Genomic DNA, 14,195 nt, shown 5'->3' on the forward strand with positions numbered 1-14,195 from the left:
CCGCATTTCGGGGCGGATCGCCCACCCCTCGGACAGCCACGGGCGTGACCACTGGTGGTCACCGCCCGAAGTCCCTCCGCCCAGACGGGCTCCCAGCGGCACCCACTAGCCTCGGGTCGTGCCCCGCCGTGCCTCGAGCCAGCCCCCGGTCGGCGGCGCCGAGGCGCTCGCCCGGTCCACCGGCGCGCTGAGCACCGCCGCCACCGCCCGGATGGAGTCCGACCTGCCCTGGTTCGGCGAGCTGAGCGCCGAGGACCGCTCCTGGGTGGGCCTGATCGTCCAGGCGGGCATCCGCGGCTTCGTCGACTGGTACCGCCGGGGCGGGGACTCCCCCACCCCGACCGGGCCGGAGCTGGCGACCTCGGTGTTCGGGGCCGCGCCGCGGGCCCTGGCCGGCGTCATCACCCTGCAGCAGACCGTGGACCTGGTGCGGCTCTCGATCGAGGTCGTCGAGAGCAACGTCGACGCCCTGCTCGATCCCGCCGACGCGCCGGCGGTGCACGCGGCCGTGCTGCGCTACGCCCGCGAGGTCGCGTTCGCCACCGCGGAGGTCTATGCCCGGGCCGCCGAGGCGCGCGGCGCGTGGGACGCACGGCTGGAGGCGCTCGTCGTCGACGCCGTCCTGCGCTCGGAGGCCGACGAGTCCGTGCTCTCGCGGGCCAGCGCGCTGGGCTGGACCGACCGGGGACGGGTGGCCGTGGTCATCGGCGGGGTGCCGGCGAGCCGGACCGAGACCGACCTCTTCGAGGAGGTACGCCGCTCGGCGAGAGCCGCGGGCCTCGATGCGCTCTGCGCGGTGCAGGGCGACCGCCTGGTGGTCCTGCTGGGTGGCGTGGACGACCCGTCGGCGGCCGCGTCCGTCGTGGTGGCCCACTTCGGCCCGGGGCCGGTGGTGGTCGGGCCGACGGCCGACGACCTGGCCCACGGGCATCGGTCGGCGCGGGCTGCGCTGTCGGGGCTGCGGGCCGCCTCCGGGTGGCCGGAGGCTCCCCGGCCGGTGCACACCGACGACCTGCTGGTCGAGCGGGTGCTCGCCGGCGACGGCCATGCCCGTCGGCAGCTCGTGGAGGAGGTCTACCTCCCCCTGGTCCGCAGCCGGGGGACCCTGGCCGAGACGCTGTCGACGTACTTCGCGTCGGGGGCCTCCCTGGAGGGGGCGGCCCGCCAGCTGTTCGTGCACCCGAACACGGTCCGATACCGGCTGCGCCAGGCCTCCGCCGCGACCGGCCTGGTGCCGAGCCACCCTCGAGACGCGCTCGCGCTCCAGCTCGCGCTGGTGCTGGGCCGTCAGTCGGGCCGTCAGGCGGGCCGCGGCAGTGGCCAAGACGACCCCGACGAGACCGACTGACAGCGGACCCTTTTGTAGGGTTCCTACAACGCCGCGCCGCCAAGTTTCGTCGGCGTCGGTGTCCGAGACCGGGGCGGGGACCCGGCAGAGTTGCCCCGTGCTCGTCATCGTCGCTCCCGGTCAGGGAGCCCAGTCGCCCGGATTCCTCGCCCCTTGGCTCGAGGACGAGGTGTTCGCGTCCCGTTTCGAGTGGCTGTCGACCGTCGCGGGCCTCGACCTGGCCCACCACGGCACGCACTCCGACGCCGAGACCATCCGCGACACCCGGATCGCCCAGCCCCTGCTGGTGGCGACCGGGCTGGTGGCGGCGCTGCACCTGTTCCCGCACCCGGGCGAGGCGTTCGCGCGGGTCGGCGCGGTCGCGGGCCACAGCGTCGGCGAGCTCACCGCGGCCGCGGGCGCTCGCGCCATCACCGCCGAGCAGGCGATGGTGCTGGTCCGCGAGCGCGGCCACGCGATGGCTGCCGCCGCCGCGGCCGTCCCGACGGGGATGACCGCCGTGCTCGGCGGCGACCGGGACCAGGTGGCCGAGGCGCTCGAGCGGCACGGCCTCACCGCCGCCAACGACAACGGCCCGGGCCAGGTCGTGGCGGCCGGCACCCGGCGCCAGCTCGAGGCGCTCGCGGCCGATCCGCCGCCGAAGGCGCGGCTGATGCCGCTCAGCGTCGCCGGTGCCTTCCACACCGAACACATGGAGCCGGCCGTCGGGCATCTGGACCGGCTGGCGCGCTCGGTCTCGGTGCACGACCCCCGCACGCGGCTGATCTCCAACCGCGACGGTCAGGTCGTCCACGACGGCCGCGAGGTGCTCCGACGCATCGTCGGCCAGATCGCCCGGCCGGTGCGGTGGGACCTCTGCCTGGAGACCATGGCCGACCTGGGCGTCACCGGCATCCTCGAGATGCCTCCCGCCGGCACCCTCACCGGCATCGCCAAGCGCGCCCTGAAGGGCGTGGAGACCTTCGCCCTGAAGACTCCCGACCAGCTCGACGAGGCGCGTGCGTTCTGCGACCGGCACGGCGAGGAGTCGCTGCTGGAGACCTCGCCCACCTGGCGGATGGTGGTCTCGCCGGCGAAGGGCACCTTCCACCTCACTCGCGACGCCGCGGACCGGGCGATGTTCGCCGCCGGCTCCTCGATCGGGGCGGTCGCGAGCCTGCGCGACCGCATCGACGTCACGGCCGCGCACGGCGGCCAGGTGGTCGAGTGGCTGGTCGAGGACGGCGACCTGGTCTCCCCCGGGCAGCCGCTCCTGCGGCTGCACCCCCAGGGCGCGGCGTGAGCGACGTCCGGCTCGCCACGGCCACCGGCGCGACCCACGCCGCGATCCTCGGGGTCGGTGCCTATCGGCCGTCCCGGGTCGTCCCCAACGCCGACCTGGTGGCGGCGATCGACTCCAGCGACGAGTGGATCCAGCAGCGCTCGGGCATCCGCGAGCGTCGCTGGGCCACCGCCGAGGAGACCGTCCAGCTGATGGCGGTGAGCGCGGCCCGGACCGCGCTCGAACGCAGCGGCCTCGACCCGCGCCAGATCGACTGTGTCGTGGTCGCGACGGTCACGCACTTCCTGCAGACCCCGGCCCTGGCCACCCTGGTCGCACACGAGCTGGGCACCGACCAGGCGGCGGCCTTCGACATCTCGGCCGCGTGCGCCGGCTTCTGCCACGGCGTCGCTCTCGCCTCCGACCTGGTCCGGGGCGGCAGCGCCGGCCACGTGCTGGTGATCGGTGTCGAGCGGCTCTCCGACATCACCGACCCCACCGACCGCGGCACCGCCTTCATCTTCGCCGACGGCGCGGGCGCCGCGGTGGTGGGCCCGAGCGAGGACCCCGGCATCGGCCCAGTGGTCTGGGGCTCCGACGGCGAGCAGTCCGAGCTGATCCGGCAGCGTGAGGACTGGCGCGACGTGCTCGCCTCCCCCGACCCGGCCATCCCACACCTGGTGATGCAGGGCAATCCGGTCTTCCGGTGGGCATCCTTCACCATGGCCAAGGTCGCCCAGCAGGCTCTCGACCGGGCCGGCATCGGCGTCGACGACCTCGACCTGTTCGTCCCGCACCAGGCGAACATGCGGATCACCGACGCGATGGCGCGCACGATGAAGCTGCCCGACCACGTGCGCATCGCCCGCGACATCGCCGAGCAGGGCAACACCAGCGCCGCCTCGATCCCGCTGGCGCTGGACCGGATGCTCGCCGACGGCGAGGCGCACTCGGGCGATCTGGCCCTGTTCATCGCCTTCGGCGCCGGCCTCTCCTACGCCGGCCAGGTGGTCCGCGTCCCCTAGTCGACGCCCACCTCGCTCGCCACCGACTGTCCCAAGCACCACCCACCACCCACGACGCCGCGACCGCGGCGCCCACCGGAAGGAACCAGCAGATGGCCACCACCGAAGAGATCCGCGCCGACCTCGCCGAGATCGTCAACGAGGTCGCCGGCATCGAGACCGACGACGTGCAGCTCGACAAGTCCTTCGTCGACGACCTCGACGTCGACTCGCTGTCGATGGTCGAGGTCGTGGTCGCGGCCGAGGAGAAGTTCGGCGTCTCCATCCCCGACGACGAGGTCAAGAACCTCAAGACCGTCGGCGACGCCGTCGCCTTCATCGAGCGCGCCCAGGCCTGACCGACGCGTGACCGGCCCCGTCGGTCCTGGCGGCACCGCCGCACCACCACCAGCAACGAGGAGCACCATGTCGAAGCGAGTCGTCGTCACCGGCCTCGGGACCACCAGTCCCGTCGGCGGTGACGTCCCCAGCACCTGGGACGCCCTGATGGCCGGGCGCTCGGGCGTCCGCTACCTGAGCGACGACTGGGCCGCCGAGATGCCGGTCAGGATCGCCGGCCGCATCGCCGTCGAGCCCAGTGAGGTGCTGGAGCGGGTCAAGGCTCGCAGACTCGACCGCAGCTCGCAGTTCGCGATGGTCGCGGCCATGGAGGCCTGGGCCGACGCCGGGCTGGTCGACGCCGACCTCGACCACGACCGGCTCGGTGTCGCAATGGCGTCGGGCATCGGCGGTGTCACGACGCTGCTCGACAACTACGACGCGCTCCGGGAGAAGGGCCCCCGGCGGGTCTCCCCGCTGGCGGTGCCGATGCTCATGCCCAACGCGCCAGCGGCGCAGATCAGCCTGTACGTCGGGGCGCGCGCGGCGGTCAACACGCCGGTCTCGGCGTGTGCGTCGGGCAACGAGGCGATCGCCCTGGCGATCGACCAGATCCGGCTCGGCCGGGCCGACGTCGTGTTGGCCGGCGGCACCGAGGCGGCGATCCACCCGCTGCCGATGGCGGCCTTCGCCAACATGATGGCGCTCTCGAAGACCGCCAGCGGCGAGGACGGTGGCGACCCCACCGCGGTCTCGCGGCCGTGGGACACCGCACGTGACGGCTTCGTCCTCGGCGAGGGTGCTGGCGTCCTGGTGCTCGAGTCCGAGGAGCACGCGCTGGCACGCGGCGCCCGCATCTATGCCTCGGTGCTGGGGGCGGGCATCACCGCCGACTCCCACGACATCGCCCAGCCCGACCCCGAGGGGCGCGGCGGCTCGCGCGCCATCCGCCGGGCGTTGGCGGAGGCCGACATCTCCCCCGGCGACATCGCGCACGTCAACGCCCACGCGACCTCGACGCCACAGGGCGACATCGCCGAAGGGCTGATGCTGCACGCGACCCTGGGCGCCCACGCCACCGACGTGGTCGTCACCAGCACCAAGTCGATGACCGGGCACCTGCTGGGCGGAGCCGGGGCGCTGGAGGCGGTCGCCACCGTGCTGGCGCTCCACCATCGGGTGTCACCGCCGACCATCAACCTCGACGATCAGGACCCCGCGGTCGACCTCGACATCGCGACCAAGCCGCGCGACCTGCGGCTGGGTGACATCGCCGCCCTCAACAACTCCTTCGGGTTCGGCGGGGCGAACGTGGCCGTCGTGTTCGCAAGCAACTGACGCACCCGGAAGGACACCGGCGACCGTGACTGCCGCAACCACCCCCAGGCCGACCAGGCTGCCCCGCGAGGAGGACCCGCGCCATCCGCTGCGCCGGCTCACCACGCTGCTCGACGAGGGCAGCCTCGAGCTGATCTCGGCGGACGACGACTCGGGCATGCTGGCCGCGATCGGCCTGGTGCACGGCACCCGGGTGGTCGCCTTCTGCTCCGATGCCACCGTCATGGGCGGCGCGATGGGCGACGCCGGCTGCCGGGTCGTCGTCGACGCCTATCACCGGGCGTTGACCGACCGGGTGCCGATCGTCGGCCTGTGGCACTCGGGCGGCGCCCGGCTCGCCGAGGGCGTCCTCTCCCTGCACGCCGTGGGCCGGATCTTCCAGACGATGACCCAGGCCTCCGGGGTGATCCCCCAGGTGTCGGTGGTGCTCGGCCCGGCCGCCGGCGGCGCGGCGTACGGCCCGGCGCTGACCGACGTCGTCGTCCTCGGGCCGGAGGGGCGCATCTTCGTGACCGGCCCCGACGTCGTCCGCTCCGTCACCGGAGAGGACGTCGACATGCTGCGGCTGGGCGGTCCTGAGCCGCACGGGCGCCGCTCGGGGGTCGTGCACGTGCTCACCGACTCCGAGCAGGAGGCTCTCGACCGCGCCCGGACCCTGGCCGCGCTCCTCGGCGACCAGGGCAGCCTGGACGCCGACGGGGTCGTCGACCGCGACCTCGCCGCGGTGCTGCCCGAGTCGCGCAAGCGCGCCTACGACGTGCACCCGCTCGTCGACTCGCTGCTCGACGACGACACCATGCTCGAGCTGCACGCCCGCTGGGCGCCCAACATCGTCACCGCTCTGGGGCGTCTCGGCGGCCGCACCGTCGGGGTGGTCGCGAACAATCCGCTGCGGCTGGGCGGCTGCCTGGACTCGCTCTCGGCCGAGAAGGCCTCCCGGTTCGTGCGGATGTGCGACGCCTTCGGGATCCCGCTGGTCGTGCTGGTCGACGTGCCCGGCTACCTGCCGGGCGTCGGGCAGGAGTGGGACGGCGTGGTCCGCCGCGGCGCGAAGCTGCTGCACGCCTTCGGCGAGTGCGTGGTCCCCCGGGTGACGCTGGTGACCCGCAAGACCTACGGTGGCGCCTACATCGCGATGAACGCCCGCTCCCTGGGCGCGACGCGGGTCTTCGCCTGGCCGGGCGCGGAGGTCGCGGTGATGGGCGCCGTGGCCGCGATCCGCGTGCTGCACCGCCGGCGGCTCGCGGAGGTCTCCCCGGAGATCCGCCCCCAGGTCGAGGCGGAGCTCGCGGCCGAGCACGAGCGGTTGGCCGGCGGCATCGAGCGAGCCGTCGAGATCGGGGTGGTGGACGAAGTGGTCTCGCCGGTCCACACGCGCAGCGCGATCGCCCGGGCACTCGCCGACGCGGTGCAGCGAGACGGGGTACGCCGCGGCGCGCACGGCAACATCCCGCTGTGAGGACGCCGCGAACGTAACGAGGCGCGGGCGGCTACGTTGGACAGGAGACGCCCGTCACACCTCGGAGGACGACTCCCATGACTCGCAGGACCTCCCGGCCCGCCCGGACCGCCCGGACCGCCGCAGCCCTGCCGGCCCTGGCGCTGGCGTGCACCGTCCTGGTCGCGGCCCCGGCCCAGGCCCACAAGGACTGGGGCCACACCCGGGCACCCGACGGCACGCTCAAGCGTGGCTGCAACTACTACCCCTACCGCTATGTCGTCGACCCTCCGCGCGACGACTGGCAGATCGAGACGTTCCTCGTCGACCCGCGCGGCCGACGGCTGGGCTCGGGCACCTTCGACTCCGACTCCGAAGCCAATCGGGGCAAGGCCCGGTGGCGGCTCTGCCGCGCGTCGACCTCGCCCGGCCGGTTCAAGATCAGGATGAAGGTGACCTGGTACGAAGTCGACGGTGAGCCGCACACCGGGTGGGTCAAGCCGTCGTACTTCCGGCTGCGTAAGCCCACCCGGTGAGCGCCGGCCGGCTCTCCGGACCGCACCCGGAGCCGACGGCGCTTACTGAAGAGGCTCAGACCACCTGGTGCAGCCAGCGCACCGGGGCGCCCTCGCCGGCGTGGCGGAACGACTCGAGCTCGTCGTCCCAAGGCTTGCCGAGCAGCTTGTCGATCTCGACGAGCAGCGTGGTGTCGCCGAGCGCGGCCTTGACCACCGCGGCCTTGAGGCGGTCCTCGGGGATCATGATGTCGCCGTGCACGCCGGTGACGGCGTGGAAGACGCCGAGCTCGGGGGTGTAGGAGTAGCGGGCGCCCTCGGTGGAGGCCGTGGGTTCCTCGGTGATCTCGAAGCGCAGGTGGTTCCACCCACGCAGCGCCGAGGCGATGGCGGCGGCGGCGCCCACCTCGCCGGTCCAGGAGAGCTCGGCGCGGTAGCTGCCGGCCTGAGCGGGCTGAGGGGTCCAGTCCATGCTCACGGCAGCACCGAGCACACCGGCGACGGCCCATTCGATGTGGGGGCACAGCGCGGATGGCGCTGAGTGGACGTAGAGAACGCCCCTCGTCGCGGTGCGGGTGGCAGTGCGTGCGGTCACTGTGACCTCCTCCTTCTTCGGCGCGAGCTACGCCTTCCCCAGCGGTCTCGTGTGAAGCGGGTGGTCATGAAGTGACAACGATGTAGTTGTGCACACCATTGTGACCGATGATGCGTCTGCGCACCAGCAGTCGACGAGAAACCCCGTCTCGTGTCGCGAGGAGCGGGCCGGATCAGCTGCCGGCCGCCGCCTGCCGCCGTGGGCCGAGCTCCATCAGCGTCGTGATCACCTCGCGCGCGATCCCGAGGCCGCCCAGATGGCTCTCCCCCGCCACCACGGTCATCGCGGCGTCGGGCAGGCGGTCCACGACATGCTGCCCATGGCGCAACGGCACGATGTGGTCGCCGTCGCCGTGCCACGCTCGCACCGGGATCGTCACGTCGGCGAGCTGGAAGCCCCAGTCCCGGGTGAACAGCACCAGGTCGTTCAGCGGCGCCAGCACCTGTAAGCGGCTGCCGTTGAGCAGGTCGTCGACGAACATCGCCTTGAAGTCGGGGTGGGCGAGCATCCGCTTGTCGCCGATCGGCTGCACCGAGGCATAGAGGTCCAGGATGCTCCCCGCGACCGGACGCACCGCCCGGATCATCTGGGTCAGCACCATGCTCACCGGGATCCGGGTGAACTCCAGGACCGGCGCGAGCCGCACGGCCAGCTGGATCGGACCGCCGTCGGTGGCGTCGGGCCCCACCGTCGGGGCGACCCCGCCCAGCACGCCGACGGCGTGCACCCGATCCGGCAGCGCGGCGCCGGCGGCGATGGCGTAGGGGCCCCCGCCCGACAGCCCGATCAGCCGCACCGTGTCGATCGCCAAGGTGTCGAGCACGATCTCGAGATCCCGGGTCCAGTCAAGGACGTGGTCATAGAGATGGGGGGTCGAGGAGCCGATGCCGGGCCGGTCGATACCGATGATGCGCAGGCCCTCCGCCTCCGCCATGGCCCGGATCTCGAGCGGGATCTGACGACGCCCACCCGGCGTGCCGTGCATCCACACGATCGCCGGCCCGGTGCGCACGCCGTACTCCGCGAAGCTGAGCCGTCGCTCGTCACGCACCGCGATGGTGCCTTCCAGGGCCGGGCGCCGGACGTTGCTCACGGACCGAAGTGTCGCACGTCACCCGACGCCTGCGCTGCCGAGCGACGACTGGTCGGGCACCGCGGTGCCCTACGATCCCCGACATGAGCCCCACCGACTCTCTGCAGCTGCGCCGGCCTCGATGGCTGCTCGCGGTCGGGGCGGGCGTGCTGGCCGCCGTGGTCGCGCTCGTCGCGTGGTGGTTCCTCACCCACCCACCGGCGCTTCCGGTGGAAGAGCAGCGGATCACCGCGACCACCGCGGTGGACCAGCCGGTCTATCTCGGCGTGTTCGGCGCTCCCGCCGACTTCGGGCGGCGTCTGGAGGTCGACGGCGTGAAGGTCCGGGCGACGAGCAGCGCGGAGGTGACCCTGGTGCCTTGGCTGTGCCAGGACGGCGCCCCCGGGGTGACGACCGATCCGGAGGCGTTCTGCTCCGCGTTGGTCGACCCGGCCGGTGCCGAGCTGGGGGCCGGCGACAGCATCGTGCTCGAGGTCCGTGCCGACCACCCCCTGGTCGTGGTGGTCGACCGGGTGCGCATCGGCTACCGCGACGGCCTCCGGGCCGCGACGCAGGAGGCGGGGGCCCCGGCGCTGGTCACGGTCGTGGGTCGGTGACCTGGCTCAGGCGTCGCCGACCCGGCGCTCCAGCGCCTCGGCCCGCTCCGCCGCGTCGGTGAGCTCGTCGGCGTCGATCGCATGCGTGCGGTGGAACCAGGCCAGCGCGTCCGTCTCGCGGCTCGCCGCTTCCAGGGTGTCCGCATAGGCGTAGCGCAGCCGGACCACCCACGGAGCCCGGCTCTTGGAGTTGAGGGGCGCGAGCTCGAGGGTGCGCAGGGCGGCGTCGAACTGGCCCAGGTCGCGTCTCGCACCCGCCTCGACGATCGTCATCTCGGCCTTGGCCTCCGGACTGAAGTTGGCCACGGACGGGCTCTTGGCCAGCTTCAGGGCCTGCTCCGGCTGGCCCAGCGCACGGTGGCAGTCGGCCATGATCGGCAGGTAGGCCGTGGCGCCGTTCATCCGCTTGGCCGCCCGCAGCTCCGAGAGCGCCTCCGCGTAGTGGCCGGCGGCATAGGCGGCCTCGCCGGCGGCCTCGCGGACGACTGCCAGCCGCGGCGCCCGGGCCCGCGCCGCGAGGGTGTGCTGGTAGGCGGTCTCGGGATCCTCGTCCACGAGCAGCCCCGCGGCGGCCAAGTGCCGCGCCACCCGGGCAGCCAGCTTCTCCGGGAGCCCCTTGAGCTGGGCCGACACCGCGCGGTCCAGCTCGCGTCCGGTGACCTCCTCCGGGAGCGGGGGCCCGTCGTAGACGGCCTGCTTCTCGGTACGCGGCGCCTGCTTGTCGGCAGGGCGCTTCCAGTCACCGGTGCGGGCGGGACGCTTGCCCTCCCCCTGCCGGCGCTCACCCTTGCCGGGGGCGCCGCCCTTCTCGCCGCGCGCGGGCTTCCCCGGGCCCCGGCCGCTCGCGCCGGGTGCGCCACGCCGCTCCCCGCTGCGGGGCGCGGACGACCGGCTCGTACTGTCCCCGTGCCGGGGACCCTGGCTGCGCCGTTGCTCGGCCACGATGTGACTCCTCTGTGGTGTTCGATGTCGCGAGGGGGGCAGCGTCCTGCACTCAGCCCACGCGAAATAGCGTAGAGGCCACCAGGAACCTGGTGGCCTCTACGGGGTGTATGTCCGGCGGCGTCCTACTCTCCCACAGCCTCTCGGTTGCAGTACCATCGGCGCTGAAAGGCTTAACTTCCGGGTTCGGGATGGGACCGGGTGTTTCCCTTTCGCTATGGCCGCCGTAACTCTTGCGACCACCCACACACACGCAAAACCGTGTGGCATGGGGAGGGGTGGTCAAGCTCGGTGTCGATTCAGTTATCGATCGTGTATTGCTTCAGTGGACGCGTGTCTTTTGGCAGGTTTTGTTGAGGGTTTGTAAGACAAGCCCTCGGCCTATTAGTACCGGTCGGCTAGGCATTACTGCTGTACACCTCCGGCCTATCAACCCAGTGTTCTACTGGGGGCCTTACCCCATCAAGTGGGTGGGAAACCTCATCTTGAAACGTGCTTCCCGCTTAGATGCATTCAGCGGTTATCACTTCCGAACGTAGCCAACCAGCCGTGCTCTTGGCAGAACAACTGGCACACCAGAGGTTCGTCCATCCCGGTCCTCTCGTACTAGGGACAGCCTTTCTCAAGTTTCCTACGCGCGCGGCGGATAGGGACCGAACTGTCTCACGACGTTCTAAACCCAGCTCGCGTGCCGCTTTAATGGGCGAACAGCCCAACCCTTGGGACCTACTCCAGCCCCAGGATGCGACGAGCCGACATCGAGGTGCCAAACCATCCCGTCGATATGGACTCTTGGGGAAGATCAGCCTGTTATCCCCGGGGTACCTTTTATCCGTTGAGCGACCACGCTTCCACATGCCGTGGCCGGATCACTAGTTCCGACTTTCGTCCCTGCTCGACATGTCTGTCTCACAGTCAAGCTCCCTTGTGCACTTACACTCAACACCTGATTGCCAACCAGGCTGAGGGAACCTTTGAGCGCCTCCGTTACATTTTAGGAGGCAACCGCCCCAGTTAAACTACCCATCAGGCACTGTCCCTGATCCGGATTACGGACCTAGGTTAGACATCTAGTACGACCAGAGTGGTATTTCAACGATGACTCCACACTCACTGGCGTGAATGCTTCACAGTCTCCCACCTATCCTACACAAGCCGAACCAAACACCAATACCAAACTATAGTAAAGGTCCCGGGGTCTTTCCGTCCTGCCGCGCGTAACGAGCATCTTTACTCGTACTGCAATTTCGCCGAGTCCATGGTTGAGACAGCGCCCAAGTCGTTACTCCATTCGTGCAGGTCGGAACTTACCCGACAAGGAATTTCGCTACCTTAGGATGGTTATAGTTACCACCGCCGTTTACTGGGGCTTAAGTTCTGAGCTTCACCCACCAAAGGTGAGCTAACCCGTCCCCTTAACCTTCCAGCACCGGGCAGGAGTCAGTCCGTATACATCGTCTTACAACTTCGCACGGACCTGTGTTTTTAGTAAACAGTCGCTTGGGCCTGGTCTCTGCGGCCATCACCGCTTCCCCACGCAAAGTGGTTCACGGATCCGGCCCCCCTTCTCCCGAAGTTACGGGGGCATTTTGCCGAGTTCCTTAACCATGGTTCACTCGATCGCCTTAGTATTCTCTACCTGATCACCTGAGTCGGTTTGGGGTACGGGCGGCGCATAGCTCGCTAGAGGTTTTTCTCGACAGCATAGGATCATCGGCTTCCCCCATATGGGGTCCCCATCACGTCTCAAGATCGTGCTCGAAGCACAGCGACCCGGATTTGCCTAGGCCACTCCCTACACGCTTAGCCGTACTCAACCATCGGTACGGTCCGACTACCTTCCTGCGTCACCCCATCGCTTGACTACTACCAGCTCGGGTCCCGCGCTCCACTACACCGCCTCACCCCGAAGGGATCGGTCATGTGCAGCTTCGGGCGGTTAGCATCACCAGCCTCGTCATGGGCGCTACTTTGCCGGTACGGGAATATCAACCCGTTGTCCATCGACTACGCCTGTCGGCCTCGCCTTAGGTCCCGACTTACCCAGGGCAGATTAGCTTGACCCTGGAACCCTTGATCATTCGGCGCAAGTGTTTCTCACACTTGATTCGCTACTCATGCCTGCATTCTCACTCGTGTCGCATCCACAACTGGGTCACCCCGCTGCTTCACCCGCGACACGACGCTCCCCTACCCATCCACACACCCGTTAGGGCTCATGTGTGAATGCCATAGCTTCGGCGGATGACTTGAGCCCCGCTACATTGTCGGCGCGGAATCACTTGACCAGTGAGCTATTACGCACTCTTTCAAGGGTGGCTGCTTCCAAGCCAACCTCCTGGTTGTCACTGCGACTCCACATCCTTTTCCACTTAGTCACCGCTTAGGGGCCTTAGCTGATGGTCTGGGCTGTTTCCCTCTCGACTACGGAGCTTATCCCCCGCAGTCTCACTGCTGCGCTCTCACTTACCGGCATTCGGAGTTTGGCTAACGTCAGTAACCTTGTAGGGCCCATCGGCTATCCAGTGCTCTACCTCCGGCAAGAAACACACAACGCTGCACCTAAATGCATTTCGGGGAGAACCAGCTATCACGAAGTTTGATTGGCCTTTCACCCCTATCCACAGGTCATCCCCTCAGTTTTCAACCTAAGTGGGTTCGGTCCTCCACGCGGTCTTACCCGCGCTTCAACCTGCCCATGGATAGATCACTTCGCTTCGGGTCTTGATCGTGCTACTAAAACGCCCTATTCGGACTCGCTTTCGCTACGGCTGCCCCACACGGGTTAACCTCGCAACACAACGCAAACTCGCAGGCTCATTCTTCAAAAGGCACGCCGTCACCCCGTAAGGCTCCGACGGATTGTAGGCACACGGTTTCAGGTACTATTTCACTCCCCGCCAGGGGTACTTTTCACCTTTCCCTCACGGTACTTGTCCGCTATCGGTCATCAAGGAGTATTTAGGCTTAACGGGTGGTCCCGCCAGATTCACACGGAATTTCAGGGGTTCCGTGTTACTTGGGAAAACACAACACAGCTCACGGCTTACACATACGGGGCTATCACCCTCTACGGCGCCACTTTCCAATGGGCTTTCGCTTCACCATGAGTTTCTTACTGCGTACCAAGCCGGCAGACTCGATCATGTGCTCCCACAACCCCCACTCCGCAACCCCTGCCGGGTATCACACGAAGTAGGTTTAGCCTGATCCGATTTCGCTCGCCACTACTCTCGGAATCACTATTGTTTTCTCTTCCTGTCGGTACTGAGATGTTTCACTTCCCGACGTTCCCTCCACACCGCCTATATATTCAGCGGCAGGTAACTGGACATGACTCCAGCTGGGTTTCCCCATTCGGACACCCCCGGATCACAGCTCGGTTGCCAACTCCCCGGGGCTTATCGCAGGCTCCTACGTCCTTCATCGGCTCTTGATGCCAAGGCATCCACCATGTGCCCTTCACAGCTTGTCTCACAAACACTCAACAAAAACTGCAAAAGAACTACAAATTTTAATGCTCGCGTCCACTGTTCAATTCACAAACAACCAACCCATCAAGACCAGCCACCCCACAAGAGGGCACCAGCCAAGAAGGCACCAAGAACCACCAAACCAGTCACCCGGCCTGAGTCCTCAGGACCCAACAGTGTGCCACCAACCATCCCCCACCAGACCCCCGCACAGGTTCCACACCCACACCCCGAAACCGGGACACGAGTAGTA

11 protein-coding genes and 2 rRNA genes are annotated in these 14,195 nt (G+C 68.9%); 8 read left to right on the top strand and 5 right to left on the bottom strand.

Features of this window, described 5'->3' with window-relative positions; translation table 11 throughout:
- The first annotated feature begins 118 nt into the window (after positions 1–118).
- From D6B71_RS20425 to D6B71_RS20455, 7 genes are all read left to right on the top strand, one after another.
- Positions 119–1,348 carry a PucR family transcriptional regulator gene (locus D6B71_RS20425; protein ID WP_240641603.1) on the top strand — a complete coding sequence of 410 codons (1,230 nt, stop codon included), beginning with the start codon at positions 119–121 and terminating at the stop codon, positions 1,346–1,348.
- A gap of 97 nt (positions 1,349–1,445) precedes the next feature.
- Complete coding sequence (locus tag D6B71_RS20430) at positions 1,446–2,630, top strand: acyltransferase domain-containing protein (protein WP_121258551.1); 1,185 nt, start codon at positions 1,446–1,448, stop codon at positions 2,628–2,630.
- Positions 2,627–3,634, top strand: a complete 1,008-nt coding sequence (locus D6B71_RS20435) for a beta-ketoacyl-ACP synthase III (RefSeq protein ID WP_121258553.1) — start codon at positions 2,627–2,629, stop codon at positions 3,632–3,634. The genes D6B71_RS20430 and D6B71_RS20435 overlap by 4 nt, the downstream gene beginning before the upstream one ends.
- A gap of 92 nt (positions 3,635–3,726) precedes the next feature.
- Positions 3,727–3,972: an acyl carrier protein gene (locus D6B71_RS20440; RefSeq protein WP_121258555.1), complete on the top strand. Its 246-nt coding sequence runs from the start codon at positions 3,727–3,729 to the stop codon at positions 3,970–3,972.
- 67 nt (positions 3,973–4,039) lie between these two features.
- Positions 4,040–5,290 (top strand): beta-ketoacyl-[acyl-carrier-protein] synthase family protein, encoded by a 1,251-nt coding sequence (locus D6B71_RS20445; protein ID WP_121258557.1) that lies wholly within the window; start codon positions 4,040–4,042, stop codon positions 5,288–5,290.
- 25 nt (positions 5,291–5,315) lie between these two features.
- A complete protein-coding gene (locus D6B71_RS20450; RefSeq protein ID WP_121258559.1) occupies positions 5,316–6,749 on the top strand; it encodes an acyl-CoA carboxylase subunit beta in 1,434 nt (477 codons plus the stop codon).
- A gap of 77 nt (positions 6,750–6,826) precedes the next feature.
- Complete coding sequence (locus D6B71_RS20455) at positions 6,827–7,264, top strand: hypothetical protein (protein ID WP_121258561.1); 438 nt, start codon at positions 6,827–6,829, stop codon at positions 7,262–7,264.
- Between the two features lie 55 nt (positions 7,265–7,319).
- On the opposite strand, the gene D6B71_RS20460 is transcribed toward D6B71_RS20455, so the two are convergent.
- Both D6B71_RS20460 and D6B71_RS20465 read right to left on the bottom strand, forming a co-directional pair.
- Positions 7,320–7,838 carry a DUF3145 domain-containing protein gene (locus D6B71_RS20460; RefSeq protein ID WP_121258563.1) on the bottom strand — a complete coding sequence of 173 codons (519 nt, stop codon included), beginning with the start codon at positions 7,836–7,838 and terminating at the stop codon, positions 7,320–7,322.
- Positions 7,839–8,010: 172 nt separating this feature from the next.
- Positions 8,011–8,931, bottom strand: a complete 921-nt coding sequence (locus D6B71_RS20465; RefSeq protein WP_121258565.1) for an alpha/beta fold hydrolase — start codon at positions 8,929–8,931, stop codon at positions 8,011–8,013.
- Between the two features lie 83 nt (positions 8,932–9,014).
- On the opposite strand from D6B71_RS20465, the gene D6B71_RS20470 reads away from it, so the two are divergent.
- Positions 9,015–9,527 carry a hypothetical protein gene (locus D6B71_RS20470; RefSeq protein ID WP_121258567.1) on the top strand — a complete coding sequence of 171 codons (513 nt, stop codon included), beginning with the start codon at positions 9,015–9,017 and terminating at the stop codon, positions 9,525–9,527.
- A 6-nt stretch (positions 9,528–9,533) separates the two neighbouring features.
- On the opposite strand, the gene D6B71_RS20475 is transcribed toward D6B71_RS20470, so the two are convergent.
- The 3 genes from D6B71_RS20475 to D6B71_RS20485 form a co-directional block, all read right to left on the bottom strand.
- Positions 9,534–10,469: a tetratricopeptide repeat protein gene (locus D6B71_RS20475; protein WP_240641604.1), complete on the bottom strand. Its 936-nt coding sequence runs from the start codon at positions 10,467–10,469 to the stop codon at positions 9,534–9,536.
- A gap of 112 nt (positions 10,470–10,581) precedes the next feature.
- A 5S ribosomal RNA gene (rrf, locus tag D6B71_RS20480) occupies positions 10,582–10,698 on the bottom strand.
- 135 nt (positions 10,699–10,833) lie between these two features.
- Positions 10,834–13,944 (bottom strand): 23S ribosomal RNA (locus D6B71_RS20485).
- Positions 13,945–14,195 lie beyond the last annotated feature (251 nt).

The organism is Nocardioides ferulae (assembly GCF_003660455.1).
Lineage (GTDB): Bacteria > Actinomycetota > Actinomycetes > Propionibacteriales > Nocardioidaceae > Nocardioides > Nocardioides ferulae.

Bases quoted from the DNA above. Each gene is read 5' to 3' on its own strand.
- D6B71_RS20440 (WP_121258555.1), top strand. From the start codon at position 3,727: ATGGCCACCACCGAAGAGATCCGCGCCGACCTCGCCGAGATCGTCAAC.
- D6B71_RS20445 (WP_121258557.1), top strand. From the start codon at position 4,040: ATGTCGAAGCGAGTCGTCGTCACCGGCCTCGGGACCACCAGTCCCGTC.
- D6B71_RS20455 (WP_121258561.1), top strand. From the start codon at position 6,827: ATGACTCGCAGGACCTCCCGGCCCGCCCGGACCGCCCGGACCGCCGCA.
- D6B71_RS20470 (WP_121258567.1), top strand. From the start codon at position 9,015: ATGAGCCCCACCGACTCTCTGCAGCTGCGCCGGCCTCGATGGCTGCTC.